This is a genomic window from Streptomyces sp. NPDC085900 (genome assembly GCF_044540925.1).
Classification (GTDB): domain Bacteria; phylum Actinomycetota; class Actinomycetes; order Streptomycetales; family Streptomycetaceae; genus Streptomyces; species Streptomyces gilvifuscus.
In genome coordinates this window covers 1,020,158-1,045,711 of the sequence record NZ_JBITSP010000001.1, presented here as the reverse complement: position 1 = coordinate 1,045,711, position 25,554 = coordinate 1,020,158, and the positions used below count along the sequence as shown (strand labels likewise).

The 25,554-nt window shown below is 72.0% G+C and carries 24 protein-coding genes; 14 read left to right on the top strand and 10 right to left on the bottom strand.

From position 1 onward, the window contains the following. Nucleotides 1-74: 74 nt before the first annotated feature. Entirely contained in the window at nt 75-431 is a 357-nt protein-coding gene (locus tag ACIGDI_RS04685; protein WP_020137379.1) for an iron-sulfur cluster assembly accessory protein, read from the bottom strand. Between the two features lie 296 nt (nt 432-727). Between ACIGDI_RS04685 and nadA the strand changes: the two genes are divergently transcribed. After that, the gene (nadA, locus tag ACIGDI_RS04680; protein WP_399890409.1) at nt 728-1,912 is read left to right on the top strand and encodes a quinolinate synthase NadA; all 1,185 of its coding nucleotides are present in this window, start codon (nt 728-730) and stop codon (nt 1,910-1,912) included. A gap of 33 nt (nt 1,913-1,945) precedes the next feature. Here nadA and ACIGDI_RS04675 read toward each other — a convergent pair whose 3' ends face one another. Next, the gene (locus ACIGDI_RS04675; RefSeq protein WP_399890406.1) at nt 1,946-4,225 is read right to left on the bottom strand and encodes a PQQ-binding-like beta-propeller repeat protein; all 2,280 of its coding nucleotides are present in this window, start codon (nt 4,223-4,225) and stop codon (nt 1,946-1,948) included. 215 nt (nt 4,226-4,440) lie between these two features. Between ACIGDI_RS04675 and ACIGDI_RS04670 the strand changes: the two genes are divergently transcribed. After that, a complete protein-coding gene (locus tag ACIGDI_RS04670) occupies nt 4,441-4,761 on the top strand; it encodes a hypothetical protein (RefSeq protein ID WP_399890403.1) in 321 nt (106 codons plus the stop codon). 138 nt (nt 4,762-4,899) lie between these two features. Here the strand turns inward: ACIGDI_RS04670 and ACIGDI_RS04665 are convergent, their stop codons facing one another. From ACIGDI_RS04665 to ACIGDI_RS04650, 4 genes are all read right to left on the bottom strand, one after another. After that, nucleotides 4,900-5,583: a response regulator gene (locus tag ACIGDI_RS04665; RefSeq protein ID WP_399890400.1), complete on the bottom strand. Its 684-nt coding sequence runs from the start codon at nt 5,581-5,583 to the stop codon at nt 4,900-4,902. After that, on the bottom strand, nt 5,580-6,800 hold the full coding sequence (locus ACIGDI_RS04660) for a sensor histidine kinase (RefSeq protein ID WP_399890397.1): 1,221 nt from the start codon (nt 6,798-6,800) through the stop codon (nt 5,580-5,582). The genes ACIGDI_RS04665 and ACIGDI_RS04660 overlap by 4 nt, the downstream gene beginning before the upstream one ends. 149 nt (nt 6,801-6,949) lie before the next feature. Next, on the bottom strand, nt 6,950-7,228 hold the full coding sequence (locus ACIGDI_RS04655) for a hypothetical protein (RefSeq protein ID WP_351482559.1): 279 nt from the start codon (nt 7,226-7,228) through the stop codon (nt 6,950-6,952). A 31-nt stretch (nt 7,229-7,259) separates the two neighbouring features. Beyond that, nucleotides 7,260-8,051 carry a PspA/IM30 family protein gene (locus ACIGDI_RS04650; protein ID WP_399890394.1) on the bottom strand — a complete coding sequence of 264 codons (792 nt, stop codon included), beginning with the start codon at nt 8,049-8,051 and terminating at the stop codon, nt 7,260-7,262. A 190-nt stretch (nt 8,052-8,241) separates the two neighbouring features. Here ACIGDI_RS04650 and ACIGDI_RS04645 point away from each other — a divergent pair, with 190 nt between their 5' ends. Together ACIGDI_RS04645 and ACIGDI_RS04640 are read left to right on the top strand one after the other, a co-directional pair. After that, complete coding sequence (locus ACIGDI_RS04645) at nt 8,242-8,913, top strand: DUF3043 domain-containing protein (protein ID WP_399890392.1); 672 nt, start codon at nt 8,242-8,244, stop codon at nt 8,911-8,913. Between the two features lie 83 nt (nt 8,914-8,996). Then, the gene (locus ACIGDI_RS04640; protein WP_399890506.1) at nt 8,997-9,698 is read left to right on the top strand and encodes a class I SAM-dependent methyltransferase; all 702 of its coding nucleotides are present in this window, start codon (nt 8,997-8,999) and stop codon (nt 9,696-9,698) included. A 150-nt stretch (nt 9,699-9,848) separates the two neighbouring features. Here the strand turns inward: ACIGDI_RS04640 and ACIGDI_RS04635 are convergent, their stop codons facing one another. Continuing rightward, on the bottom strand, nt 9,849-10,061 hold the full coding sequence (locus ACIGDI_RS04635; RefSeq protein WP_142151467.1) for a hypothetical protein: 213 nt from the start codon (nt 10,059-10,061) through the stop codon (nt 9,849-9,851). A gap of 113 nt (nt 10,062-10,174) precedes the next feature. On the opposite strand from ACIGDI_RS04635, the gene ACIGDI_RS04630 reads away from it, so the two are divergent. After that, nucleotides 10,175-11,377, top strand: a complete 1,203-nt coding sequence (locus ACIGDI_RS04630; protein WP_399890388.1) for a bifunctional adenosylcobinamide kinase/adenosylcobinamide-phosphate guanylyltransferase — start codon at nt 10,175-10,177, stop codon at nt 11,375-11,377. Nucleotides 11,378-11,420: 43 nt separating this feature from the next. On the opposite strand, the gene ACIGDI_RS04625 is transcribed toward ACIGDI_RS04630, so the two are convergent. Further along, complete coding sequence (locus ACIGDI_RS04625) at nt 11,421-11,945, bottom strand: methyltransferase domain-containing protein (RefSeq protein ID WP_399890385.1); 525 nt, start codon at nt 11,943-11,945, stop codon at nt 11,421-11,423. A 148-nt stretch (nt 11,946-12,093) separates the two neighbouring features. Here ACIGDI_RS04625 and cobT point away from each other — a divergent pair, with 148 nt between their 5' ends. From cobT to ACIGDI_RS04610, 3 genes are all read left to right on the top strand, one after another. Then, nucleotides 12,094-13,188, top strand: coding sequence for a nicotinate-nucleotide--dimethylbenzimidazole phosphoribosyltransferase (gene cobT, locus ACIGDI_RS04620; protein ID WP_399890382.1), 1,095 nt, complete (start codon nt 12,094-12,096; stop codon nt 13,186-13,188). Between the two features lie 580 nt (nt 13,189-13,768). Next, a complete protein-coding gene (locus ACIGDI_RS04615; RefSeq protein WP_399890379.1) occupies nt 13,769-15,505 on the top strand; it encodes a phosphatidylglycerol lysyltransferase domain-containing protein in 1,737 nt (578 codons plus the stop codon). A gap of 33 nt (nt 15,506-15,538) precedes the next feature. Next, nucleotides 15,539-16,300, top strand: coding sequence for a hypothetical protein (locus tag ACIGDI_RS04610; protein ID WP_399890377.1), 762 nt, complete (start codon nt 15,539-15,541; stop codon nt 16,298-16,300). Nucleotides 16,301-16,312: 12 nt separating this feature from the next. Here the strand turns inward: ACIGDI_RS04610 and ACIGDI_RS04605 are convergent, their stop codons facing one another. After that, the gene (locus ACIGDI_RS04605) at nt 16,313-17,068 is read right to left on the bottom strand and encodes a hypothetical protein (protein ID WP_200702283.1); all 756 of its coding nucleotides are present in this window, start codon (nt 17,066-17,068) and stop codon (nt 16,313-16,315) included. Between the two features lie 60 nt (nt 17,069-17,128). Between ACIGDI_RS04605 and ACIGDI_RS04600 the strand changes: the two genes are divergently transcribed. After that, nucleotides 17,129-17,914, top strand: coding sequence for an adenosylcobinamide-GDP ribazoletransferase (locus tag ACIGDI_RS04600; protein ID WP_399890373.1), 786 nt, complete (start codon nt 17,129-17,131; stop codon nt 17,912-17,914). Nucleotides 17,915-17,960: 46 nt separating this feature from the next. Continuing rightward, nucleotides 17,961-18,566, top strand: a complete 606-nt coding sequence (locus tag ACIGDI_RS04595; protein WP_399890370.1) for an RDD family protein — start codon at nt 17,961-17,963, stop codon at nt 18,564-18,566. Here ACIGDI_RS04595 and ACIGDI_RS04590 read toward each other — a convergent pair. After that, nucleotides 18,526-19,305: an endo alpha-1,4 polygalactosaminidase gene (locus tag ACIGDI_RS04590; protein WP_399890367.1), complete on the bottom strand. Its 780-nt coding sequence runs from the start codon at nt 19,303-19,305 to the stop codon at nt 18,526-18,528. The genes ACIGDI_RS04595 and ACIGDI_RS04590 overlap by 41 nt on opposite strands. A 293-nt stretch (nt 19,306-19,598) precedes the next feature. On the opposite strand from ACIGDI_RS04590, the gene ACIGDI_RS04585 reads away from it, so the two are divergent. The 4 genes from ACIGDI_RS04585 (at nt 19,599) to ACIGDI_RS04570 (ending at nt 25,475) form a co-directional block, all read left to right on the top strand. Continuing rightward, nucleotides 19,599-21,137, top strand: coding sequence for a leucyl aminopeptidase (locus ACIGDI_RS04585; RefSeq protein WP_384822406.1), 1,539 nt, complete (start codon nt 19,599-19,601; stop codon nt 21,135-21,137). A 244-nt stretch (nt 21,138-21,381) separates the two neighbouring features. Further along, nucleotides 21,382-22,770, top strand: coding sequence for a dihydrolipoyl dehydrogenase (gene lpdA, locus ACIGDI_RS04580; protein WP_399890364.1), 1,389 nt, complete (start codon nt 21,382-21,384; stop codon nt 22,768-22,770). Between the two features lie 59 nt (nt 22,771-22,829). Next, the gene (gene sucB, locus ACIGDI_RS04575; protein ID WP_399890361.1) at nt 22,830-24,647 is read left to right on the top strand and encodes a 2-oxoglutarate dehydrogenase, E2 component, dihydrolipoamide succinyltransferase; all 1,818 of its coding nucleotides are present in this window, start codon (nt 22,830-22,832) and stop codon (nt 24,645-24,647) included. Nucleotides 24,648-24,851: 204 nt separating this feature from the next. Then, nucleotides 24,852-25,475: a GntR family transcriptional regulator gene (locus tag ACIGDI_RS04570; protein ID WP_142151477.1), complete on the top strand. Its 624-nt coding sequence runs from the start codon at nt 24,852-24,854 to the stop codon at nt 25,473-25,475. Nucleotides 25,476-25,554: the final 79 nt, after the last annotated feature.

Here is a 25,554-nt window from a genome sequence, read left to right as displayed (position 1 = left end):
TAGACGCGCGAAGGCGGCGGCCCGGCCGGAGGGGGCCGCCGCCTTCGCGGTGTTCGTCTGCCGTGCGCGACGGCTCAGCTGAAGGAGTCGCCGCAGGCGCAGGAACCCGTCGCATTCGGGTTGTCGATCGTGAAGCCCTGCTTCTCGATGGTGTCGACGAAGTCGATGGACGCGCCGCCCAGGTACGGGGCGCTCATCCGGTCGGTGACGACCTTGACGCCGCCGAAGTCCTTGACGACGTCGCCGTCGAGGGAACGCTCGTCGAAGAACAGCTGGTAACGCAGGCCGGAGCAGCCACCGGGCTGAACGGCGACGCGCAGGGCCAGGTCGTCACGGCCTTCCTGGTCGAGCAGGGCCTTGACCTTCGCCGCGGCGGCGTCGGACAGGATGATGCCGTCGGTGACGGTGCCGGTCTCGTCCGATACGGACATCTACATCTCTCCCGGGTTGTACGGAGACTGCTTGCCGACGGTTTCAACCGCCGGGGCCGCGGATTCATTCCGGGCCGAGCGACTACTTCGTTCTTCGCCCTGTCCTTTCATGCTCGCACACCCGCGAGGAAGCGAACAGCGACCCAGGAGCCCTGTGCCGCTGCGGCACCGGGATTCATGTCACATCGACGCTATGACCGTCGTCAAAGTGACGTGAACCGGGTTATGATAGATAGCGTCAGTTCGACGAAAAGCACTCCCTAGAGAACATCCGCAGAACAGAAAGGGTGCGTGTCGTGACCACCGCCCAGACCCCGGAGCTCGACGTACAGCCGTCTCCGCTCGCCCTGCTGCTGCTCGGCCGCGAGGCCGACCCGAAGAGCGAGCGGGGTGTCGAGTGCCCCGGCGACCTCCCCTCGCCCTCCGACCCCGACCTGGTGGAGCGCGCCCGCGCGGCCAAGGAGAAGCTCGGCGACAAGGTCTTCGTGCTCGGCCACCACTACCAGCGCGACGAGGTCATCCAGTTCGCGGACGTCACCGGCGACTCCTTCAAGCTGGCCCGGGACGCGGCCGCCCGCCCGGAGGCCGAGTACATCGTCTTCTGCGGTGTGCACTTCATGGCCGAGTCGGCCGACATCCTGACCTCCGACGACCAGAAGGTGGTCCTGCCCGACCTCGCGGCCGGCTGCTCGATGGCCGACATGGCGACCGCCGAGCAGGTCGCCGAGTGCTGGGACGTGCTGACCGAGGCCGGCATCGCCGAGCAGGTCGTGCCGGTGTCGTACATGAACTCCTCCGCGGACATCAAGGCGTTCACCGGCCGGCACGGCGGCACGATCTGCACCTCCTCCAACGCCCAGCGGGCCCTGGAGTGGGCGTTCCAGCAGGGCGAGAAGGTCCTGTTCCTGCCCGACCAGCACCTGGGCCGCAACACCGCCGTCCGGGACATGGGCATGTCCCTGGAGGACTGTGTCGTCTACAACCCGCACAAGCCGAACGGCGGGCTGACCGCCGAGGAGCTGCGCGCCGCGAAGATGATCCTGTGGCGCGGGCACTGCTCGGTGCACGGCCGGTTCTCGCTGGACTCGGTGAACGACGTGCGCGAGCGCATCCCGGGCGTGAACGTCCTGGTGCACCCCGAGTGCCGGCACGAGGTCGTCGCCGCCGCGGACTACGTCGGCTCGACGGAGTACATCATCAAGGCGCTGGAGGCCGCCCCGGCCGGTTCCAAGTGGGCCATCGGCACGGAGCTGAACCTCGTCCGCCGCCTCGCGAACCGCTTCGCCCCCGAGGGCAAGGAGATCGTCTTCCTCGACAAGACGGTCTGCTTCTGCTCGACCATGAACCGCATCGACCTGCCCCACCTGGTCTGGACCCTGGAGTCCCTGGCCGAGGGCAAGCTGGTCAACCGGATCGAGGTCGACAAGGAGACCGAGAAGTTCGCGAAGCTGGCGCTGGAGCGGATGCTGGCGCTGCCGTAGGCACCACCTCCCGTGTCACCCGGGACCCCCGTGTCACCCCGAGACGGGCTTCCGCTCGGGGTGCGCGGGGTCGAGGGTGAAGAGGGTGCCGTCGGGGGTCGGCACCAGCAGGGCGCCCCGGTGCGGGACCGGGTCCGCGAGCGAGCCGCCCACGCTGTCCACGCGGCCCGCGCGCGGGTACGACTCCCACAGCAGCGTCCCCGCGTGGGCGTCCAGGGCGGCGACCCGTCCGCTCGCGCTGGCGACGAACAGGCTGCGGCGCCCGTCGGCGATCGGCGGGCCCGGCTGCTCCAGCGTCGTCGCGGTGCTCCACAGGGGCTTGCCGGTCAGCGGCGAGACGGCCGTCAGCCGGCCGTTGGAGGTGACGAAGCACAACACCCCGTGCACCAGACCGACGTGCCCGTCCTGCTGCTGGGACAGCTTGACGGTACGGGACCGGCCGCCGGCGGGGTCGATCAGCGTCACCCGGACGAAGGCGTTGTCCTCCGTGTTCGGATCGGCGCTGCGCCGTTCGACGAACACCGGGCGTCCGTCCAGCATCCCGGCGTAGGTCGCGGTGACCGAGGGGCCGGAACGAAGCCGTCGTAGCCCGCCGTCGGCGGGGTCGAGGGCGAACAGCAACCGCTGCGCGCCGGACGGGGTGTGGTAGTCGGCGCAGTCCGCGAACGCGCGGTCGCCGTCGAGGGCGAACGTGCAGTTGTAGCCGGAGGGCAGCGTCATGCTCCACCGTGCGGCGCCGTCCCGCGGGGAGCGGGCGGTGACCACGGCGCCGTCCGGGGTGAGGACCAGGCCGCCGACGAGTGCCGTCTCGACGTACTGGTTCTGGACCTGCCTCGACCACAGCCGCCTGCCGCCGTCGACGGCGAGGGCGGAGACGGTGGTCGTGTCGTCGTCGCCGGCGGCGTTCCCGATGACCTCCCGCACGAGCAGCACGCCGTCGCGCACGCCCAGGACCTGGGCCCCGTAGCGTTCGAGCGGGGTGTTCCCGGGCCGGGCCGCGGCCCGCCAGAGGGTCCGGCCGGTCGCGGCGTCCACACGGATCGGCAGGGCGCTCTGACCCGCGCAGTAAAAGGACCCGCCGCCCGGCACACACGTCGGATTCGGCCCGGAGCCGAAGCCCCTGATCTCCGGTGCCCGGCTCTTTTTCACCCCCTGGTCGGCGGCCGCGTACACGGTCGTCCGCCAGGGCCGCCAGCCGGCCGGGTAAGCGGCCCAGCGGGTGGCGGAGGCACTGGGCGAAGCGCCCTCCTGGACGGTGCCGCCGCCGCCCTTGAACGGTCCCAGCAGATAGGCGGTGAGCGCGACCGCCAGGACACCGGCCACCGCGACCAGCACCCGCAGTCTGCGGTTGCCGGCGCTGGGAGGGCGCGGCGCGGCCTGCTCCTCGACGGGATGCGCCTCGACGGGATGTGCCTCGACGGGCTGCGCGGAGGCGGCTGCCGGCTGCAGCGTCGGCTGCGGGTCCGGCCGCCGATGGGGCACCGTGGGCATCTCACCCGGCGCCACGTCCGGCAGCGCGGTGACGAACGCGTGGGAGAGCTCGTCCAGTCCGGGGCGGACGCCCGGCTCCTTGGCCAGACACCGGGAGACCACCTCGCGCAGCGGCGGGGGTACGGCGTCCAGCGTCGGTTCGTCGCTCATCACGCGGTACGCCGTCAGATAGGGGCTGTCGGTGTCGAAGGGGCCGCGGCCGGTGGCGGCGAACACCACCAGGGAGCCGAGCGAGAAGACGTCCGACGCGGGGCCCACCGAGCGGGCGTCGGAGAGCTGTTCGGGAGACATGAAGGGCGGGGTGCCCATCATGTGCCCGGTCTCGGTCAGCGTCTGGTTCTCCGCGGCGCGCGAGATGCCGAAGTCGATGACCCGGGGGCCGTCATCGGCCATCAGCACGTTGGCCGGTTTCAGATCGCGGTGCACGACCCCGGTGCGGTGGATGTCGCGCAGCGCCTCCACCAGTCCGAGGACCAGGTTCCGCAGTTGCGCGCCCACCATCGGACCGTCGGCCCGCAGGTGGTCGGCGAGCGAGCGCCCTGGCACGTACTGCGTGGCCATCCAGGGCAGTTCGGCCTCCGGGTCCGCGTCCACGACCGGTGCGGTGAAGGCCCCGCTGACCTTGCGGACGGCCGCGATCTCCTGCCGGAAGCGGGCACGGAACACCGGGTCCGCGGCGTACTGGGCGTGCACCACCTTGACGGCGACCTCACGCCCGGACCGGGACCGCGCCCGGTACACGACACCCATGCCACCGGCCCCGAGCCGGTCGACGATCCGGTACTCACCCAGCGCCCCGGGATCGCCCTCGCGCAGTGCCACCGCCCCGTTCCTCTCCCCCGAAGAGCAGTTCGAGATCACAGGATACGGAACGGGCCGGGGGGACCGTCCCTGGCCGAAGCGCCGGAGGCCAGGCACTTCCTGGAACCGCACCACTGACAGAATCGATCATTCATGCGACGGCCGATGCCTTGAGCGATCGAGGCTGTGGCCGATTTTCTTCTTGCTCCCCTACTAGGCCGCGACAGGTTTGGTACATGAACGCGAAAGATTTTCTGGAACTCATTCGGAAGGTCACCGACACTGAGCCGCGTATGCGTGAGCGCGGCGCGGACGAAGCCACGGACTGGGTGAACGCCTACACCGCAACGGAGGCTGGCACTGCGGCAACTGTCCTCACCGTGACAGCGGCCTCCGAAACAGACCATGCGGCGTTGGAAGCTCAGCTGCACGCCATCCTGGAAATCATGTCGACCGGCCACGTTCAGGGCTCCCAGATCTCACAGATTCGAGAAATCAATCCGCAAGATCTGCCGACCCAGATCCGGGAGTACATCTCCGACCTGCTTGAAGAGTGAGGCTTCATCAGGCCAGAAGAGTCAGTCTACTGACGGTGCACCACCCGATCGCAGAGGACGAAGCGATGTCCTACTTCGTGAACAACACATGGGGGCGTAGAGGAGGGTGGGCGTGCGTGGAGGGCTAGCGGGTGGAGTTCACTCCCCTCTCGGTCGTACCAGCCCCGTCTCGTACGCGATCACCACCAACTGGGCCCGGTCGCGGGCGCCCAGTTTGGACATGGCTCGGTTGACGTGAGTTTTGACCGTAAGGGGGCTGACCTCGAGGCGGTCGGCGATCTCGTCGTTGGAGTGGCCGGCGGCCACCTGGACCAAGACCTCGCGTTCGCGGACGGTGAGGGCGTCCAGGCGTTCGGCGCGGGCCGGGTCGTGGGCGTCGTCGGCGCCGTCGCCCTGGGCGAGGAAGCGGGCGATCAGGCCCTTCGTGGCGGTCGGGGAGAGCAGGGCCTCGCCGCCCGCCGCGACGCGGATGGCGGCGAGCAGCTCCTCGGGTTCGCTGCCCTTGCCGAGGAAGCCGGAGGCGCCGGCGCGCAGCGACTGCACGACGTAGTCGTCGACCTCGAAGGTGGTGAGGATGACGATGCGGACGTGGGCGAGCGAGGGGTCGGTGCTGATCATGCGCGTGGCGGCCAGTCCGTCGGTGCCCGGCATGCGGATGTCCATGAGGACGACGTCGGCCCGCTGCTCCTTCGCCAGCCGTACCGCCTCCGCGCCGTCGGACGCCTCACCCACGACCTCCATGTCGGGCTCGGAGTCGACGAGCACACGGAAGGCACTGCGCAGCAGCGCCTGGTCGTCGGCGAGCAGGACACGGATCGTCATGCGCTTCCCCCGGTTGCGGCGGTACGGGTCTTGATCGGCAGGATCGCATGGACGCGGAAGCCGCCGCCGTAGCGGGGGCCGGTGGTGAGGGTGCCGCGCAGGGCGGTGACGCGTTCGCGCATGCCGAGCAGTCCGTGGCCGCCGCCGTCGGAGGGGTCCTGGTCCTCCCCACTGCCGTTGTCGAGGACCGTGATCTCGATGTTCGGGCCCACGCGGACGACGCTGACCTCGGCCTTCGCCTCGCCGCCCGCGTGCTTGCGGACGTTGGTGAGGGCTTCCTGGATGACGCGGTAGGCGGCGAGGTCCACGGCCGCGGGGAGGGTGGTGCCGTGGTCGGCGCGGGCGACCTCCACGTGCAGCCCGGCGCTGCGGAAGGTGCCGACGAGTTCGTCGAGGCGGTCCAGGCCCGGGGCCGGTTCGGTGGGGGCCTCGGGGTCGCCGGACTGCCGCAGCAGGCCGACGGTGGCGCGGAGCTCGTTGAGCGCGGAGCGGCTCGCCTCGCGTACGTGGGCCAGGGCCTCCTTGGCCTGGTCGGGCCGCTTGTCCATGACGTGCGCGGCGACGCCCGCCTGGACGTTGACCAGGGCGATGTGGTGGGCGACGACGTCGTGCAGGTCGCGGGCGATACGGAGGCGTTCCTCGGCGACCCGGCGGCGGGCCTCCTCCTCGCGGGTGCGCTCGGCCCGCTCGGCGCGGTCGCGGATGGCCTGGACGACGGCTCTGCGGCTGCGTACGGCGTCGCCGGCGGTCGCGCCGATGCCGGTCCAGGCGAAGATCGCGAGGTTCTCCTGGGCGTACCAGGGCAGCGGGCCGCCGAGCATCGCGGCGCCGGTCAGGACGGTCATCGTGAGCAGGCCCAGGCGCCAGGTGGTGGGGCGGTCGGTGGTGGAGGCGACGGTGTAGAGGGCGATGACCGCGGACATGGCGACGGGGGCCCGGGGGTCGTCGACGACGCACTCGATCACGGAGACGGTGCCCGTGAGAGCGAGGACCGTCCTGGGGGCGCGGCGGCGGAACACCAGGGCGAGGGCGCCGAGGGTCATCAGGACCAGGGCGAGCGGGTCGGGGGTACGCACGCCCCAGGTGACGCCGTTCTTGCCGTGCGGGTCGACGAAGGAGCCGGCGACCATGCAGGCCAGTACGCCTGCCGCGAGGGCCGCGTCCAGCGCGAGGGGGTGCGCCGCCAGCCGGCATCGGGTTCGTTCCAGGGTGCCCACGCTTGAACAGTACGGGTGCCCGCTCTGAGCCGGAACGGAAGGTGGCCGTAGCTCCGGGTGCCGTCCTCCGGGGGCCTGCGGCCCCCAGGCCCCCGGTGTCGGCCCTTCGGGCCTCGTCCTCTAACGCCGGACGGGCTGTCCCGGAACCCTCAGCCTGGAATCAACCCGTCGTCGCTCAGCAGCTCCCGCACTTCCTCCAGCGTCGCGTCCGGGGAAGGGAGGATCAGTTCGGAGGGTTCAAGGGAGTCGTCGGGCAAGGGGGTGCCCAGCTCCCTGACCTTGGACAGCAGAGCCTGCAGGGTGGCGCGGAAGCCCGGGCCGTCGCCGTTCTGCATTTCCCGCAGGAGCTCGTTGTCCAGTTTGTCGAGTTCGGTGAGGTGGCTGTCCGCCAGCCTCACCTGGCCCTCCCCCATGATCCGTACGACCATGTCGCCCATGTAGGCCTCCTGGATGTGGCCCCTACTGCTTGTCGAAGCGCGGGGTGTCCTGCGGCTGCTGCTGGGACTGCGCCTCGCCCGTGCCGCCCTCGATCGCCTGCTGCGGCGAACCTCCGGCGAGCTCGGCCTTCATGCGCTGCAACTCCAGCTCTACATCCGTACCACCGGAGATCCGGTCCAGCTCGGCGGCGATGTCGTCCTTGTGCATGCCCGTGGGGTCGTCCAGGGCGCCGGAGGCGAGGAGTTCGTCGATGGCACCGGCGCGGGCCTGGAGCTGTGCCGTCTTGTCCTCGGCGCGCTGGATGGCCAGGCCGACGTCGCCCATCTCCTCCGAGATGCCGGAGAAGGCCTCGCCGATGCGGGTCTGGGCCTGGGCGGCCGTGTAGGTGGCCTTGATGGTCTCCTTCTTCGTACGGAAGGCGTCGACCTTGGCCTGCAGCCGCTGGGCCGCCAGAGTGAGCTTCTCCTCCTCGCCCTGGAGCGTCGCGTGCTGCGTCTCCAGGTCCGTCACCTGCTGCTGGAGCGCGGACTTGCGGGACAGGGCCTCGCGGGCCAGGTCCTCGCGGCCCAGCGCGAGCGCCTTGCGGCCCTGGTCCTCCAGCTTGGACGACTGCTGCTGCAGCTGGTTCAGCTGGAGCTCGAGGCGCTTGCGGGAGGTCGCCACGTCGGCGACGCCACGGCGGACCTTCTGGAGCAGCTCCAGCTGCTTCTGGTACGAGTAATCGAGGGTCTCGCGCGGGTCCTCGGCCCGGTCAAGGGCCTTGTTCGCCTTCGCGCGGAAGATCATCCCCATACGCTTCATGACACCGCTCATGGGCTTCGCGCGCCCCCTTCTGACGGACTTCCAGCTCAGCTCTGCGACAGAACCCACAGTACGGGCCCTGCATCCATTGACGCACTGTTCGGGGACGGATGCGCTCATCCCCAAGGACGACTGCTTCCCCTCCCGCTCCGGCGTAGGGAGTAGGTGTCCCCCTGGGGAAACTGCCCCCTCTGTCCCTTACATGACGACTGGTGTTGCCGGATCGTTCCCCGCGGGGCTGGGGTCCAACCCCGGGCACCCCGTACCCTTGGGTTTTGTGTTCCGTAGCCGTGCCAAGGAAGAGAAGGCCCCCGCCGACAAGGCGGGCGTGACCGACTCCAAGCAGACCCGTGATCCGCAGGCCCCGAAGGGCCGCCCCACGCCCAAGCGCAGCGAGGCCCAGTCGCAGCGCCGCAGCGTGGCCAACACGTCGACGTCGCGCAAGGACGCCGCCAAGCGCCAGCGCGAGGACCGTCGCGCCGCGCTGGAGCGGCAGCGCAAGGCGCTGGCCGGCGGCGACGAGCGGTACCTGCCGGCCCGTGACAAGGGTCCGGTCCGCAAGTTCGCGCGCGACTGGATCGACTCGCGGTTCAACGTGGCGGAGTTCTTCCTGCCCATGGCCGTGGTCATCCTCGTGCTGAGCGTGGTGCGGGTGGCCTCGCTGCAGAACATCGCGTTGCTGCTGTGGCTGGTCGTGATCGTGCTCATCGTGCTCGACTCCTTCGTCAGCGGCATCCGGCTGCGCAAGGCCCTCGGCGAGCGGTTCCCGGACCACAACCGCAAGGGCGCCGTGGCCTACGGCCTCATGCGCTCCCTGCAGATGCGCCGGCTCCGGCTGCCCAAGCCGCAGGTCAAGCGCGGAGAGCGGCCCTGAGCACGGAGGCGTTCACCGGGGGTGCGGCCGATGCCTGGCTCAGCAAACTGGGCGGGCTGCGTGACGTGGTACGGCAGGAGCTGGTGGCCCGGCAGCTCGACGAGCAGATAGCCGGGCGGTTCCCGGTCGGGCAGCGGCTGCGGGTGCTCGACGTCGGGATGGGCCAGGGCACCCAGGCGCTGCGGCTGGCCCGGGCCGGGCACCAGGTGACGGGTCTGGAGCAGGACCCCACGATGGTCGCGGCCGCCCGTGCGGCGCTGGCCGCGGAGCCCGAGGGCATCCGGGAGCGGGTGCGGATCATCGAGGGCGACGGCCGGGACACCGGGGTGCACTTCCTGCCGGGCAGCTTCGACGTGGTGCTGTGCCACGGCGTGCTCATGTACGTGGAGGAACCGGACGCGCTGCTGGCGGGGGTGGCGCGGATGCTGGCCCACGGCGGACTGCTGTCGCTGCTCGTGCGCAACGGAGACGCCCTGGCGATGCGGCCGGGGCTGTACGGCGACTGGGGCGGGGCGCTGGCCGCCTTCGACACCGTGGCGTACCGCAACCGGCTGGGGCTGGATGTGCGGGCCGACCGGCTGGAGACCCTGACCGCGACGCTCGCGGGCATCGGGGCCCCGCTGCACACCTGGTACGGGGTGCGGGTCTTCACCGACACGGTGGCGGACGACGCGGAAGCGCCGGCCGACGTGGACACGCTGCTGGCGGTGGAGGAGCGGGCCGGACGGTCGGACCCCTATCGCCGGGTGGCGGCGCTGCTGCACCTGTGCGGAGTGCGTGACTGAACCCGTTCGGGTGTGCGGCACGGGCCGGACGTTCACCCCGTGGAGCCACTCGGGGCATGGAGACCTCCCGCATGGGCCGACGTGCCCCTGGGCGAGCAGTGAGCACAGGGGGCGGCCGTCGGCGAGGAGCGGGCCGCCCCCTGCCGGGCCCTAGGCCTCCGCGGAGTGCAGGCTCATCGGGCCGTAGATCTCCGTCGAGTCCTCGAACAGCCGGACCTGGTCCGCGCCGCCCTCCAGGAGCGCCTTCCAGTGCTCCCCGATCCAGGACTCGGCGTCTCCCTGCGTGGTGAACTCCTCGGGCTGCACCGCGGGCTGGACCTCCCCGCCGTCGGCCTTCTCGAACCGCCACGTCCATGCCACCATGTACGCCTCCCGTCTCCGATCACCTGCAAAGCAGAAGCCGGATCTTGGTCCGGCTCCAGCCAGAAGCCTAGTCGGACGGGCAGCACCTGCGCAGACACGCGAAAATCACTTCTGTGGAAGTGACTTTGCTCGGTACCGGCGCCCCAGCGGGACTCCCCCGCCCCAACTGCCCCTGTGCCGCCTGTGCGGTGGCCCTCGGCGACGACGCGCGGGCGGCCACCGCCGTGCTGGTGGACGGGACGCTCCTGCTCGACCTGACGCCCGGTGCCGCGTTCGCCGCCGCGCGTGCCGGGCATTCGCTCGGCGGGGTACGGCAGGTGCTGCTGTCGCATCCGCACGACGGGCCGCCCGTGGAGGTGCCGGCGGGGCTGCCGCAGCCGGGGCGGGTGCCGGACGGGCAGGATTCGACGCTGCCGACGGGCCATCGGGTGCGGGCGGTGGCGATGGACGCTCCGGGGACCGGGTACGCGGTGACCGGGCCGCAGGGGCAGCGGCTGCTGTACCTGCCGCCCGGCGGGTCGCCGGCCGGGCTGGAGAACGGGACGACGGAGTCGTACGACATGGTGCTCGCCGATGTGGTGGGCCGGCCGGACGCGCTGGCCAGGCTGCGCGCGGTCGGGGCCGTCGGGCCGACGACGGACGTCGTCGCGGTGCACCTCGACCACGACGTGCCGCCCGGCGCCGAGTTGGGGCGGCGGCTCGCGGCTGCGGGGGCGCGGGCGGTGCCGGACGGGGCGACGCTGACGGTGGGGGTGTACGAGGACGTGCCCGACGTGCCGCGGCGGACGCTGGTGCTGGGCGGGGCGCGCTCGGGCAAGTCGCTGGAGGCCGAGCGGCGGCTGGAGACCTTCCCCGACGTGCTGTACGTGGCGACCGGCGGGACGCGCGACGGGGACTCCGAGTGGGCGTCCCGGGTCTCCGCGCACCGGGAGCGGCGCCCGGGTTCGTGGCGTACGGCGGAGACGTGCGACCTGGTGCCGCTGCTGGCCGAGGACGGGGCGCCGTTGCTGATCGACTGTCTGTCGCTGTGGCTGACGGACGCGATGGACTCCGTCGGGGCGTGGGACGACGCGGTGTGGGCGGACGCCGGTGAGCGTGATCTGCGGGAGCGGGTGCGGGAGTTGGTGGAGGCAGTGCGGGGGGCGCGGCGGACGGTGGTCGCCGTGTCCAACGAGGTGGGCTCCGGGATCGTGCCCGCCACGGCGTCGGGGCGGCGGTACCGGGACGAGCTCGGGCGGCTCAACGCGGCGTTCGCGGGTGAGTGCGAGCAGGTGGTGCTGGTGGTGGCCGGGCAGGCTGTGGTGCTGCGGGGGTGAGGTGGCCGCACATCGGGCACGGCCCCTCTTGGAGGGGCGGTGTTCAGGGTCTCCCGGAAGGGCGGCGGGCGATCAGGCGGTGGGCGTTGGTGGCGAAGCGGTCCAGGACCAGGCGGGTCGTCGCGGCGATCTCGCAGCCGTACGACTCCAGTTCGGCGCGCAGGGCCTCGCTCTGCGGGTGCGGGATCTCCAGGAGGAGCAGGCCCGCGGGGCGCAGGAGGGTGAGGGCGGCGTGGAGTTCCTCGTGGGAGTCCGGGGCGCGGAGCAGGGTGACGACGTCGTAGCGGGAACGCAGGGGCACCGCGACGTGAGGGTCCGTCAGGGCGCCGACGTACGCCTCCTCCAGGCGCTCGACCGCGCGGGCCCACAGGACGCGGGGGTCGGGGTCGACGCCGTCGAAGGCCGTGTAGGGGAACAGTTCCCGCGCGGTGTCGGGGAAGTGCGCCTCGCCGGTCCCGACGTCCAGCCAGCTCTCCGGTTCGGGGTGCAGGCGAAAGACGGCGCGGGCCGTCGAGCGGTGGCGTCGTTGTCGGTCGAGGTCGCTGACGCGGGTACGGAGACGGTTCACGGCGGCTCCCGAAGACGTGCGGCAATTCCCTATAAAAGGGACACAACAGGGAACGTAGGGGATCCCGATCCGGGGGGCAACGACGTCGGGGGCTCGTGGTGGCCATGTGGCGCCGACCTGTTCGACCGGTGCCGGTACTGTTCGGCGAATGAGCTCGCTTAATCTCGACGACTTCACCGATCTGATCGAGCGCCCCGACGGCGGGGTGCGCCGCGACGCCGAGGCGCGCCGGGAGCGTCAGATCGTGCCGCCCGGGTCGCTGGGCCGCCTCGACGACCTGGGTGAGTGGCTGTCCGCGGCGCAGTCCGCGGTGCCGGTGCGGCCGATCGAACGGCCGCGGGTGGTGCTCTTCGCCGGTGACCACGGGGTCGCCGAGCTGGGCGTGTCGGCGCGGCCCGCGGGCGGTGCGGAGCGGCTGGTGCGGGACGTCCTGGAGGGCGGCCGGCCGGTGTCGGTGCTGGCCCGGCGGCTCGGCGTGCCGCTGCGGATCGTCGACATGGCGCTGGACTGCGACCCCGAGTCCCTTCCCGACGAGGTGGTCAGGCACCGGGTGCGGCGCGGCAGCGGACGTATCGACATCGAGGACGCGCTGACCCTGGAGGAGGCCGAGGCGGCCTTCCGGGCGGGGATGGCGGTGGCCGACGAAGAGGCCGACTCCGGTACGGATCTGGTGGTGCTCGGCGATGTGAGCGTCGGCGGGACGACGGTGGCGGGCGTGCTGGTCGCGGCGCTGTGCGGGACCGACGCCTCGGTGGTGACCGGGCGCGGCGGCGAGGCGATCGACGACCTGGCGTGGATGCGCAAGTGCGCCGCGATCCGGGACGCGCTGCGGCGGGCCCGGCCGGTGCTCGGGGACCAGCTGCAACTGCTGGCGACGGTGGGCGGGGCCGACCTCGCCGCGATCACCGGGTTCCTGCTGCAGAGCGCGGTGCGCAAGCTGCCGGTGATCCTGGACGGGGTCGTCGTGGCCGCGTGCGCGCTGGTGGCGCAGCGCGTCGCGTTCCGGGCGCCGGACTGGTGGCTGGCCGCGCACGACAGCGGGGAGCCGGGACAGGCGAAGGCGCTGGACCGGATGGCCCTGGAGCCGCTGCTGTCGCACGGGGTGACGGTGGGCGAGGGAGCGGGCGCGCTGCTCGCGCTGCCCCTGGTCCAGGCAGCGGCGGCACTGGCCGCGGAACTGCCGGAGAAGCCCGAGGGCGGGGACTCGCCGGAGGGCACGGAGCAGCTGGAGAAGGCGGAGTAGGGGGTTCTGTCGGCGGGTTTGGGCCGGTGGGCTTCTGCCGGTGGGCTTCTGCCCGTCCGGCACCGCCGGAACACGCCGTCGCGGCCGGGCGCCGTCGCGGCGGAACACAGGTGGCTGGCGCCACGGCGCCGGAGCCACGGCGGCGCCGGGCGATTCGGCCGGTCCGGCACCGCCGGAACACGCCGTCGCGACCGGGCGCCGTCACGGCGGAACAGAGATGGCGGGCGCCACGGCGCCGGAGCGACGGCGTCGCCGCGGGACCCGGCCGGTCCGGCACCGCCGGAACACACCGGCGCGAACCAGCACCATCGCGGCCAAGCGCCGTCACGGCCAAGCACCGTCGCGGCTGAACGCCGTCGCGGCCGAGCGCCATCGCAACCCAGCACCGTCACGGCCGAACGCCGTCGCAGCCGAGCGCCATCGCGACCCAGCACCGTCGCGGCCGAACACAAGTGGTCGGCGCCACGGCGGCGGACCCACGCCGTCGCGCCGTAAGTGGGCGCGGAAGCAGCCGAAAGTTGTGTCGTTGCCGACCAAGGTTGGACGATTGCGGCGGGCATCGCCCATATGATCCTCTCTCATGGGAGATGCCCGAATTGCCTCGCGACGGGCAGCCGCTTTCGCCGTCTGGTACCTGCGGGCCGTCGCGTTCATCAACTTCCTCAGTGCCGCGTGGGTCTCCCTGGGGCAGGACGTGCGGCGGCACAACCAGGAGAACTTCTTCACGCCGTACCTGCTGACCGCCGGCTTCGCCTCCGGTGTCTTCACGGCGTTCCTCGCCATCACCATGCGGCGCCGCAAGCGAGCCGCGTGGATCCTCAACCTGGCGCTGGCGGGACCGTTCCTGGCGCTGTTCTCGTTCGCCCTGACCTTCGCGGAGATCCGCCAGTACGCCCAGAACTGGATCTCCCTGGCCCTCACCGCCGCCTTCGTGGCCGCGCTGCTGGTGGGGCGCAGGGAGTTCTACGCCAAGGGCGACCGGTCGAACCCGAGGCTCGCCGTCGCCGTGGCCGTGGGCGGCACCCTGGTCGCCTCGCTGCTCGCCGGGCTGCTGGTGACGGTCACCAACCAGGCACCGGACGCGGCGCGTTCGACGTTCCTGGAGCGCTGGCACTACGGCACGTTCCGGCTGATCTCCGTCGCCGTGGACGAGTCCCGCTTTCCCGGCGTCGACGTCCCGAACTGGGTGAACGTCGCCATCAACGTGCTCAGCACGGTCCTCGTCCTCGCCGTGCTCTACGCCGCCTTCCGCTCCCGGCGCGCCGTCGACCCGCTCACCGAGGACGACGAGAAGCGGCTGCGGGAACTGCTCGACAGGCACGGTGAGCGGGACTCGCTCGGCTACTTCGCGCTGCGCCGCGAGAAGAGCGTGGTCTGGTCGCCGAGCGGCAAGGCGGCCGTGGCCTACCGGGTGGTGGGCGGCGTCTCGCTGGCCTCCGGGGATCCGATCGGCGATCCCGAGGCGTGGCCCGGCGCCATCGAGCCCTGGCTCGCCGAGGCACGCGCGCACGGGTGGATCCCGGCCGTGATGGGCGCGAGCGAGGAGGCCGGGTGCGTGTACGCGCGGCACGGGCTGGACGCGCTGGAGCTCGGGGACGAGGCCCTGGTCGAGGTCGCCGACTTCACCCTGGAGGGGCGGGCCATGCGGACCGTGCGGCAGGCCTACAACCGGGTGAAGCGGGCCGGCTACAGCGTCCGCGTCCGGCGGCACGAGGACATTCCGGCCGACGAGATGACGTACCTGCTGAAGCGGGCCGACGACTGGCGTGACGGCGCGACCGAGCGCGGGTTCAGCATGGCGCTGGGGCGGCTCGGGGACCCCGAGGACGGGCGGTGCGTGATGCTCGAGTGCACCGACGGCGACGGGGAGCTGCGGGCCCTGCTCTCCTTCGTGCCGTGGGGGCCGCAGGGGCTCTCCCTCGACCTCATGCGGCGCGACCGGGACTCCGACAACGGGCTGATGGAGTTCATGGTGCTCGAACTCCTGCGCCGCGCCGGGGAGATCGGGGTCACCCAGGTCTCCCTTAACTTCGCGATGTTCCGCTCGGTCTTCGAGCGCGGTGCGCGCCTGGGCGCCGGGCCGGTGCTGCGGCTGTGGCGGTCGCTGCTCAGCTTCTTCTCGCGCTGGTGGCAGATCGAGTCGCTGTACCGCGCCAACGCCAAGTACCGGCCGATCTGGGAGCCGCGCTTCCTGCTCTTCGAGAAGAGCGCGGACCTGCCCCGCATCGGCATCGCGTCGGCACGGGCCGAGGGCTTCCTGGAGGCGCCGGGGCTGCCGAAGTGGATGCATCGCAAACATTTGGAAACACATAGATAAGCACCGGTAACCGCACAGATGAGGACCATCCGGATGAACAGGCTCGCCCGCTGGGCCCGTGCCGAATGGGGGCTCCTGTACGTCACGGTGCGCGACGCGCTGGTGAGGCGGCGCCTGCGGGCGATCCCGATGACCCTCGGGGCGGTGGCGCTGACGGCGGTCGTACAGGTCGTGCAGAACCAGTCCTGGGGCTATGGGCCGGTGCAGCACCTCGGGGCCGTGCGGGCCGAGGATCCGCTCTGGCCGGCACTGCTGCGCACTCCGCTGTCGCTGTTCGTGCCGGCGCTGGACCTGCCCGTGTGGGGCGCCCTGATCCAGATCCTCTTCGTGTTCGGCATCGCGGAGATCTGCCTCGGCCGCCTGCTCACCCTCGTCATCGCCTACACCGCGACCCTCACCGGGACGCTGTACGCGCGCGTGGGCATCGGGCTGGGCTTCGACAGTCTGCTCGGGCTGCCCGCCTCGGACGCCCGCGTCGTGGACACCGGCCCCTCGGCGGCCGTGGTGGGCCTCGCCGTGTTCCTCGGCTGGCGCTACGGCGCCCGCCGCACGGCCGGTGCGGTGGCAGCGGCGATGGCGGTTGAGGTGATGCTCAAGGGCAACCTCGCGGGCAAGGAGCACCTCGCGGCGATCGCGGCGGTGGTCGTGCTGATCGTCCTCTCGCGCCTACGACAGCCCCGGCGCCGTCGCCCACGGCCCCGGGTGGTCCCGGGGCGGCCGGGTGGCCACTCCCCCGCCTCCGGCCCGCACCGGTCGGCGCAGCCGGTCTCGGTGACCGCTCGGGCCAGGCGCTGACGCGCCGCGGCATCAGTGCGGCGGCAGCGCCTGGGGGTCCGGCTTTCCGCCGACCAGGTCCTGGAATCGGCGGCGGGGGCCCGCCCAGCGGCGGTCGTGGCGGTAGGCGCGCAGGGTGGCTCTGGCCCGGGCCTTGGGGCGGCGCCGGTAGAAGCGGCGGGCCCAGGGGGAGCCGGGGCGGGCCAGGCGGACGAGGCCGATCAGGCCGACGAGCGGCACGATCACGCTGAAGATCGCCATGCGGGCCTTGCCCTTGCTGAGAACGGCCAGCGCGAACAGGAAGTTGACGGCGACCGTGGAGATGACGCCGCCGCGGTCGTGCAGTTCCTGCTGACTCATGTCGTTGACCCCGAAGGGCGAGAAGCCGGCGAGGACGAGGCCGACCAGGGCCGCCGTGAGGGCCACGATCTCGACGCTCTTGCGGCCCTCCTCGGTCCAGTAGACGTCGTCGAGGTGCAGGATCAGCGCGAACTCGTCGAGGACCAGCCCGGCGCCGACGCCGAAGAGCACCGCGCAGACGGCCGTGCCGAACCCGTGCCGGTCGCTGGCGACCGCGCCGAAGCCGCCGACGATGGTCAGCACGACCCCGGGGACGACGTGGTGGATGTGCACCCCGCCCGCCTTGACGTTGCCGAAGGGGCCCTTGCCCGCCCGGATGAGGCGGGTGATGACGCGGGTGACGAGGAACGTCAGCACGAACGCGGTGAGCGCGAGAAGCAGGGGGAGTTTGCCCGGCTCGATGATGTTGCGTTGCAGCCAATGTCCCATATGTGCACTTTATTCGCAGCTGCCTCGGTCGCCCTCCCGACCGCCGGGTAACCTGCGCCGGTGCCCAAGACCCCACCCCTCGACGGCCTCCGCTTCGCCTTCGGCACCCTCACCGTGCTCCCGGTGAAGGTGACCCGCTGGGACCGCGAGGCGGCCCGCGCCGGCATGTTGTGCGCCCCGGTGGCCGGCCTGGTCGTCGGCGGCTGCGCGGCCCTGGCCGGCCTCCTGCTGCTGGCGCTCGGCGCGGGGGCGCTGCTCGCCGCCGTCGCCTCCGCCGCCGTACCCGCCGTACTGACCCGGGGGCTGCACCTCGACGGGCTCGCGGACACCGCGGACGGCCTCGGCAGCGGGAAGCCCGCCGAGGACGCGCTGCGCATCATGAAGCAGTCGGACATCGGGCCGTTCGGGGTCGTCACCCTCGTCTTCGTGCTGCTCGCCCAAGTGGCCGCACTGGCCCAGGCCTACGGCGGCTCGTGGGGGCGGGGCGCGCTCGCCGCCGTCGTCTCGGCGGCCGCGGCCCGGCTCGCGCTCACCCTCGCGGCGCGGGCCGGGGTGCCGGCCGCGCGCCCGGAGGGGCTGGGCGCGGCGGTCGCGGGCGTGGTGCCGGTGCGGGGCGCGGTGGCCGTGACGGCCGTCGTGACCGTGGCGGCGGCGGTCGCGGGTGCGCTGCTCGGGACGTACGACGCGGTGCGCGCGGCGGCCGCGGTGCTCGCCGCGCTCGCCGTCGCCGAACTCCTCCTGCGCCACTGCACGCGCCGTTTCGGCGGGGTGACCGGGGATGTGTTCGGAGGGCTGGCCGAGACCGCGGCGACGATGTCGCTGCTGGTGCTGTCGCTGGGGCAGTAATCTCTTCCGCCGTACACGGACAAGGGATCGTGATCGGGGGGCGTTCGTGCCGAAGCTTCGTCGTGCCGTGGCCTGGTTCATCGACTTCTCGCTGGTGCTGGCACTGGCGGCCGGGCTCGCGGTACTCACCTTCCACCGCATGACCGCGCTCGTCACCGACGTGCCCGACCTGGCCACCCACGGCGGCCTGGACCTGCTGACCTCGCACGGCGATGTCGTCGGCGCCTCGGAGCACCTCGGTCTCTCGCTGTGGAACCAGGCGGTCCTCGACGTGGAGGAGGCCTTCGGGGCGCTGATCGCGGCGACCTTCCTCTACCAGTGGGGCTGCCTCGCCCTGGCCGGCCGGACCGTCGGCAAGGGACTGCTCGGGCTGAGGATCGCCCCGGTCGCCGCGCGCCGCGCCGCGGTCCGCGCCGCCGTCACCACGGCGGCGGACATCGCGATCTACGCCGTGGCCTGCGTGCTGCTGGTGGAGGGGTACTTCGTGGCGTCGGTGATGGTGTGGGCGCTCGCGGTCGTCGTCTTCCTCCTCAACGCCCTTCCCGTGCTGGCCCCCACGCGCCGCTCCATCGCCGACCGCGTCGCCGGCACGACGGTGACCGGGTTCGGGATCAGCAAGTCCGCCGCCACGCCCCCAGTTCGTACTTCTTGAGCATCGAGCTCAGTTTCAGGCGGCGGGACTGCGCGCAGAACCGGCTGGTCGGCAGTTCGTACTCCACGTGGAAGACGGCCTTGTCCGCCTCGACGAAGGGCTTGAGGGCCGCGCACTCGCCGTACTGGGCGCACTGTTCGTTGACCGCGAAGTCGAAGTCCTTCACCAGCCGCGGGATCTGGTCCAGGTCGTTCTTCAACCCGACCGCCATGCCCCGGTCGTGGGCCAGCTTCGCGAGCAGCCGGTTGTAGCGGAGCTGGTCGGCGGCGGTGAGGGGGAAGCCGGTGGTGTTGCGGTAGCCGTCCATGTTGTCCGGCTCCACCGCGTCGAAGCCCTTGTCGCGGCACATGTCGAGGCGGGCCGCCATGAGCGGCTCCAGGACGTCGGTGCGGCGGATGTCGAGCCAGCGCTCGCCCTTCCAGCCGTTGCCCTTGCCGATCACCGAGCGGGGGAACTTCCTCGCGTCGGGCCGCCAGTCCTCCCAGGCGCCCGTGGACAGGTAGCAGATGACCTTGCGGCCCTTGCGGTGCAGGGCGGCGACCGTGGCCCTTGACTGGTCGAAGCCGTCGATGTCGTAGACCGGGGCGTCCACGGACATGTCGATCCGGCCGCTGAGCTGCCACTGCCAGGCCACCCCGGGGTGCGGCCGCCAACGCGGGGCGGACGCCTGGGAGTCGGAGTCGGTGGTGCAGCCCGCCAGCAGCAGGAGCAGGGCGAGCAGGAGGGTCGGTCGTCTCAACGGACTGGCTCCAGGGTGGGGGACGGCGTCCCCCAAGGATGAACACCACGCCGATGACGGGGGCGAGCGGGTGCCGGGACCGGAAAATGACCTCGGTGCGACCCACAGGTGAATGCGCCCGGGCATGAGCGAACGCGCGCCACGCGCGTAGTCTCGTCCGCAGTGTTCGACGCACCGGGGAAGGCCCCGCGGAAACCGCACCCTGCCGCCGCATCTAGGGTCGGCTGTCGGGCCCGGTCGACCCACACGTATCGGCCACTGGAACTTCACATCGGAAGCGAGATTTCACCACCGTGACTGCTCTCACTCTCAGCACCGCCGCGGCGCCCGGCCTGCGGGCCGACGCGATCGTCGTCGGTGTCGCCAAGGGCGCTGTGTCCAGGTCCGGGGACCTCGTCGTCGCCCCCGGCGCCGAGGCCGTGGACAAGGCCTACGACGGCAGGCTGGCCGGCGTCCTGGAAACCCTCGGTGCCTCCGGCGCCGAGGGCGAGGTGACGAAGCTGCCCGCACCGTCCGGCTTCAAGGCCCCACTGGTCGTGGCGGTCGGCCTGGGCGCCGAGCCCGAGAAGGACTCCGGCTACGACGGGGAGGCCCTGCGCAAGGCCGCCGGCGCCGCAGCCCGTGCGCTGGCCGGCACCAAGAAGGCCGCCTTCGCGCTGCCGGTCGGGGACGCCGCCGACCTCGGCGCGATCGGCGAGGGCGTGCTGCTGGGCGCCTACTCCTTCGACTCCTACAAGGAGAACGGCAAGGCCGCCAAGGACAAGAACGGCAAGGCGCCGCTCGCCGAGGCGACCCTGCTCGGCGGCAAGCCGCGGGACGCTGCGCACAAGGCCGCGCTCGCCCGCGCCGTCGCCGTCTCCGAGGAGCTCAACCGCGCCCGTGACCTGATCAACACCCCGCCGAACGACCTCAACCCCGAGTCGTTCGCCGCGATCGCGCAGGCCGCGGCCAAGGAGCACGGCATCAAGGTGCAGGTGCTCGACGTCAAGGCGCTGGAGAAGGGCGGCTACGGCGGCATCCTCGGCGTCGGCGCGGGTTCCGCCGCCGGCCCGCGGCTGGTGAAGCTGTCGTACACCTCCTCCAAGGCGAAGAAGCACCTGGCGCTCGTCGGCAAGGGCATCACCTACGACTCGGGCGGCATCTCGCTGAAGCCGGCCGGTCACAACGAGACCATGAAGTGCGACATGAGCGGTGCGGCGGCGGTCTTCGCGGCCGTGGTCGCCGCCGCGCGTCTGGGCCTCGAGGTGAACGTCACCGGCTGGCTGGCGCTGGCCGAGAACATGCCGTCGGGTTCCGCCACCCGCCCCGGTGACGTGCTGCGCATGTTCAGCGGCAAGACGGTGGAGGTCCTCAACACCGACGCGGAGGGCCGCCTGGTCCTCGCCGACGCGCTGTGGGCGGCCTCGCAGGAGAAGCCGGACGCCATCGTGGACGTCGCGACCCTCACCGGCGCGATGGTGCTGGCGCTGGGCAGCCGGACCTTCGGGATCATGGCGAACGACGACGCCTTCCGTACGGCGGTGCACGAGGCCGCCGAGGAGGTCGGCGAGCCGGCGTGGCCGATGCCGCTGCCGGAGCACCTGCGCAAGGGCATGGACTCCCCCACCGCCGACATCGCCAACATGGGAGAGCGGATGGGCGGCGGCCTCGTCGCCGGTCTGTTCCTGCGCGAGTTCGTGGGCGAGGGCATCACCTGGGCGCACCTGGACATCGCGGGCCCGGCCTTCAACGAGGGCGGCCCGTTCGGGTACACGCCGAAGGGCGGCACGGGCACGGCGGTGCGCACCCTGGTCCGGCTGGCGGAGCTGACGGCCTCCGGCGACCTGGGCTGATGTCGCTGTGAGGGAAGGGGGCTCCGCGCGCGGGTAGGGCGGAGCCCCCTTTTCCACGGGCGCTCAAACGAACGTGGGACGTCTCACACACCGGCCCGGCGTCTCGTTCACCTCCGACAAGTGCGAAGATGGGCCACGGCAGGACAGGGCCCCCACCACAGGGCCGAAGAAAGAGCGGCCGGACACCAGCCGCCGACCGGTCAGGGTTGACCGGCGTACGGCGCACATGCATGGAGGACGTGACGTGGCGAACGACGCCAGCACCGTTTTCGACCTAGTGATCCTCGGCGGTGGTAGTGGCGGTTACGCCGCGGCCCTGCGCGGGGCGCAGCTGGGCCTGGACGTCGCCCTGATCGAGAAGGACAAGGTCGGCGGTACCTGCCTGCACCGGGGTTGCATCCCCACCAAGGCCCTGCTGCACGCGGGCGAGATCGCCGACCAGGCCCGCGAGAGCGAGCAGTTCGGCGTCAAGGCCACCTTCGAGGGCATCGACGTCCCCGCCGTCCACAAGTACAAGGACGGCGTCGTCGCCGGCCTGTACAAGGGTCTGCAGGGTCTCATCGCCTCCCGGAAGGTGACGTACATCGAGGGCGAGGGCCGTCTGTCCTCCCCGACCTCCGTCGACGTCAACGGCCGGCGCGTCCAGGGCCGCCACGTCCTGCTGGCGACCGGCTCCGTGCCGAAGTCGCTGCCGGGCCTGGAGATCGACGGCAACCGGATCATCTCCTCCGACCACGCCCTCGTCCTGGACCGCGTACCGAAGTCCGCGATCGTCCTCGGCGGCGGTGTCATCGGCGTCGAGTTCGCCTCCGCCTGGAAGTCCTTCGGTACGGACGTCACGGTCATCGAGGGCCTCAAGCACCTCGTCCCGGTCGAGGACGAGAACTCTTCGAAGCTTCTTGAGCGCGCGTTCCGCAAGCGCGGCATCAAGTTCAACCTCGGCACCTTCTTCCAGAAGGCCGAGTACACCCAGGACGGCGTCAAGGTCACCCTCGCCGACGGCAAGGAGTTCGAGGCCGAGCTCCTGCTCGTCGCCGTCGGCCGCGGCCCGGTCTCGCAGGGCCTGGGCTACGAGGAGCAGGGCGTCGCGATGGACCGCGGCTACGTCCTGGTCGACGAGTACATGCGCACCAACGTCCCGACGATCTCCGCCGTCGGTGACCTCGTCCCGACGCTCCAGCTCGCGCACGTCGGCTTCGCCGAGGGCATCCTGGTGGCGGAGCGTCTGGCCGGTCTGAAGACCGTCCCGATCGACTACGACGGTGTCCCCCGCGTGACCTACTGCCACCCGGAGGTCGCCTCCGTGGGCATCACCGAGGCCAAGGCCAAGGAGATCTACGGTGCGGACAAGGTCGTCGCTCTGAAGTACAACCTGGCGGGCAACGGCAAGAGCAAGATCCTGAACACCGCGGGCGAGATCAAGCTCGTCCAGGTCAAGGACGGTGCCGTGGTCGGCGTCCACATGGTCGGCGACCGCATGGGCGAGCAGGTCGGCGAGGCCCAGCTGATCTACAACTGGGAAGCGCTGCCCGCAGAGGTCGCCCAGCTCATCCACGCCCACCCGACGCAGAACGAGGCGATGGGCGAGGCCCACCTGGCCCTGGCCGGCAAGCCCCTGCACTCGCACGACTGACCCTCGGTCGACGAAGCGACGACTCAGACTTCCGCAATTCGTAAGGAGCAACCGAAACCATGGCGGTTTCCGTAACCCTTCCGGCGCTCGGCGAGAGCGTCACCGAGGGCACTGTCACCCGCTGGCTGAAGGCCGAGGGTGAGCGCGTCGAGGCCGACGAGCCGCTGCTCGAGGTCTCGACCGACAAGGTCGACACCGAGATCCCCTCGCCCGCAGCCGGTGTTCTCGCCTCCATCAAGGTCGCCGAGGACGAGACCGTCGAGGTCGGCGCCGAGCTGGCCGTCATCGACGACGGCACCGGCTCTCCCGCCGCCGCCCCCGCCCCGGCCGCCGAGCCCGCCCCCGAGCCCGCCGCGGCTCCGGAGCCGGCCGCCGCCGCCCCCTCCACCGAGCAGGCCGCCCCGGCCCCGGCCCCCACCGCCGAGGCCGCGTCCGGCGGCGGCTCCGCCGAGGGCACGGACGTCGTCCTGCCCGCGCTCGGCGAGTCCGTCACCGAGGGCACCGTCACCCGCTGGCTGAAGTCGGTCGGCGACTCCGTCGAGGCCGACGAGCCGCTGCTCGAGGTCTCCACGGACAAGGTCGACACCGAGATCCCGGCGCCCACCTCCGGTGTGCTGCTGGAGATCACGGTCGGCGAGGACGAGACCGCCGAGGTCGGCGCCAAGCTCGCCGTCATCGGCGCCCCGGGTGCGGCTCCGGCCGCTGCCCCGGCCCCGGCCGCCCCGGCCCCCGCCGCCGCCGCTCCGGCTCCGGCCGCCCCCGCGGCTCCGGCGCCCGCTCCGGCCGCCCCGGCGCCGCAGGCCCCGACGGCTCCGGCTCCGCAGCAGGTCACGACCCCGGCCCCCGAGCCGGTCCCGGCCGCTCCGGCGCCCGCCCCGGCTCCGGCTCCCGCCCCGGCCGCGGCGCCCGCCGCTGCCGCTCCGGCCGCCGCCCAGGCGACCGACGAGGGCGCCTACGTCACCCCGCTGGTGCGCAAGCTCGCCGCCGAGCACGGCGTCGACCTGGCCGGCGTCAAGGGCACCGGCGTCGGCGGCCGCATCCGCAAGCAGGACGTCATGGCCGCGGCCGAGGCCGCGAAGGCCGCCGCCGCGGCTCCGGCGCCCTCCGCCGCTGCCGCCCCGGCCGCCAAGAAGGCGCCGACCCTGGAGGCCTCCCCCCTCCGCGGCCAGACCGTCAAGATGCCGCGCATCCGCAAGGTCATCGGCGACAACATGGTCAAGGCGCTGCACGAGCAGGCGCAGCTGTCCTCGGTCGTCGAGGTCGACGTCACCCGCCTGATGCGCCTGCGCGCCCAGGCCAAGGACTCCTTCGCCGCGCGCGAGGGCGTCAAGCTCTCCCCGATGCCGTTCTTCGTGAAGGCGGCGGCCCAGGCGCTGAAGGCCCACCCGGTCATCAACGCCAAGATCAACGAGGCCGAGGGCACGATCACCTACTTCGACTCCGAGAACATCGGAATCGCGGTGGACTCCGAGAAGGGCCTGATGACCCCGGTCATCAAGCACGCCGGCGACCTCAACATCGCGGGCATCGCCAAGGCCACGGCGGAGCTGGCGGGCAAGGTCCGCGGCAACAAGATCACCCCGGACGAGCTGTCCGGCGCGACCTTCACCATCTCCAACACCGGTTCGCGCGGCGCGCTCTTCGACACGATCATCGTGCCGCCGGGCCAGGTCGCGATCCTCGGCATCGGTGCCACGGTCAAGCGCCCGGCGGTCATCGAGACCGAGGAGGGCACGGTCATCGGCGTCCGCGACATGGCCTACCTGACCCTCTCCTACGACCACCGTCTGGTGGACGGCGCCGACGCGGCCCGTTACCTGACCGCGGTCAAGGCGATCCTCGAGGCGGGCGAGTTCGAGGTCGAGCTCGGGCTGTAAGGATTCAGGGTTCGTACGACGGCGCCCCCGCCCGGAGCTTTCCGGGCGGGGGCGCCGTCGTTCCGGCGGGGCGCCGCCGCGCACGGCCCTGCCCGGCGAGGCGTGTAAGTCTCGTCTCACCTGCACGAAAGCGTCCCCGTGCGCCTCTCCCGAAAGCGCTCACGGCCTTATTGTCTAAACGTCGAACGCCCTTAAGGAGCTCTCATGACCGCGCCCGTCGTCCACTCGCTGCGCGAACAGATCCGCGAGCACATCGTGGAGGGGATCGTCAGCGGGCGCTGGAAGCCGGGCGAGCGGATCGTGGAGCGCCGTATCGCCACCGAGCTGGAGGTCAGCCAGACGCCGGTGCGGGAGGCGCTGCGCGAGCTGGAGTCGCTGCGGCTGATCGAGTCCGCGCCGAACAAGGGCGTGCGGGTGCGGAATCTGACGGCGGCCGACCTGGAGGAGAGCTACCCGGTCCGGGCGGGCCTGGAGGCGATCGCGGCGGAACTGGCGGCGGAGAAGCTGGCGCAGGACTGCTCGGCACTGGAGCCGCACGTGGCCGCGCTGTACGAGGCGGACCGCGCGGCGGACGGCACGGGCCAGGTGCGGCACACGGTGGCCTTCCATCGCGAGCTGGTGCGGGCCGCGGGCAACTCCGTGCTGCTGCACACCTGGGAGGGCCTGGGCATCGAGGTCTTCACGGCACTGTCGATCCGCTGGCTGGGAACCGTTCAGCAGTCGTACGCGGAGGAGCACGAGGAGCTGGTGCAGGCGTTCCGGAGGCGGGACCCGAGGATCGCCGAACTCGTCAAGGCACACGTGCTGGGCTGCGCTCCGCGAGCCTGAGCGCAGCACCGCTCACCTGCGAAAACCCCGGAAATGCGCGGCACCGGGTGCCTGCCCGAAAGACACCCCGTGCCTACTT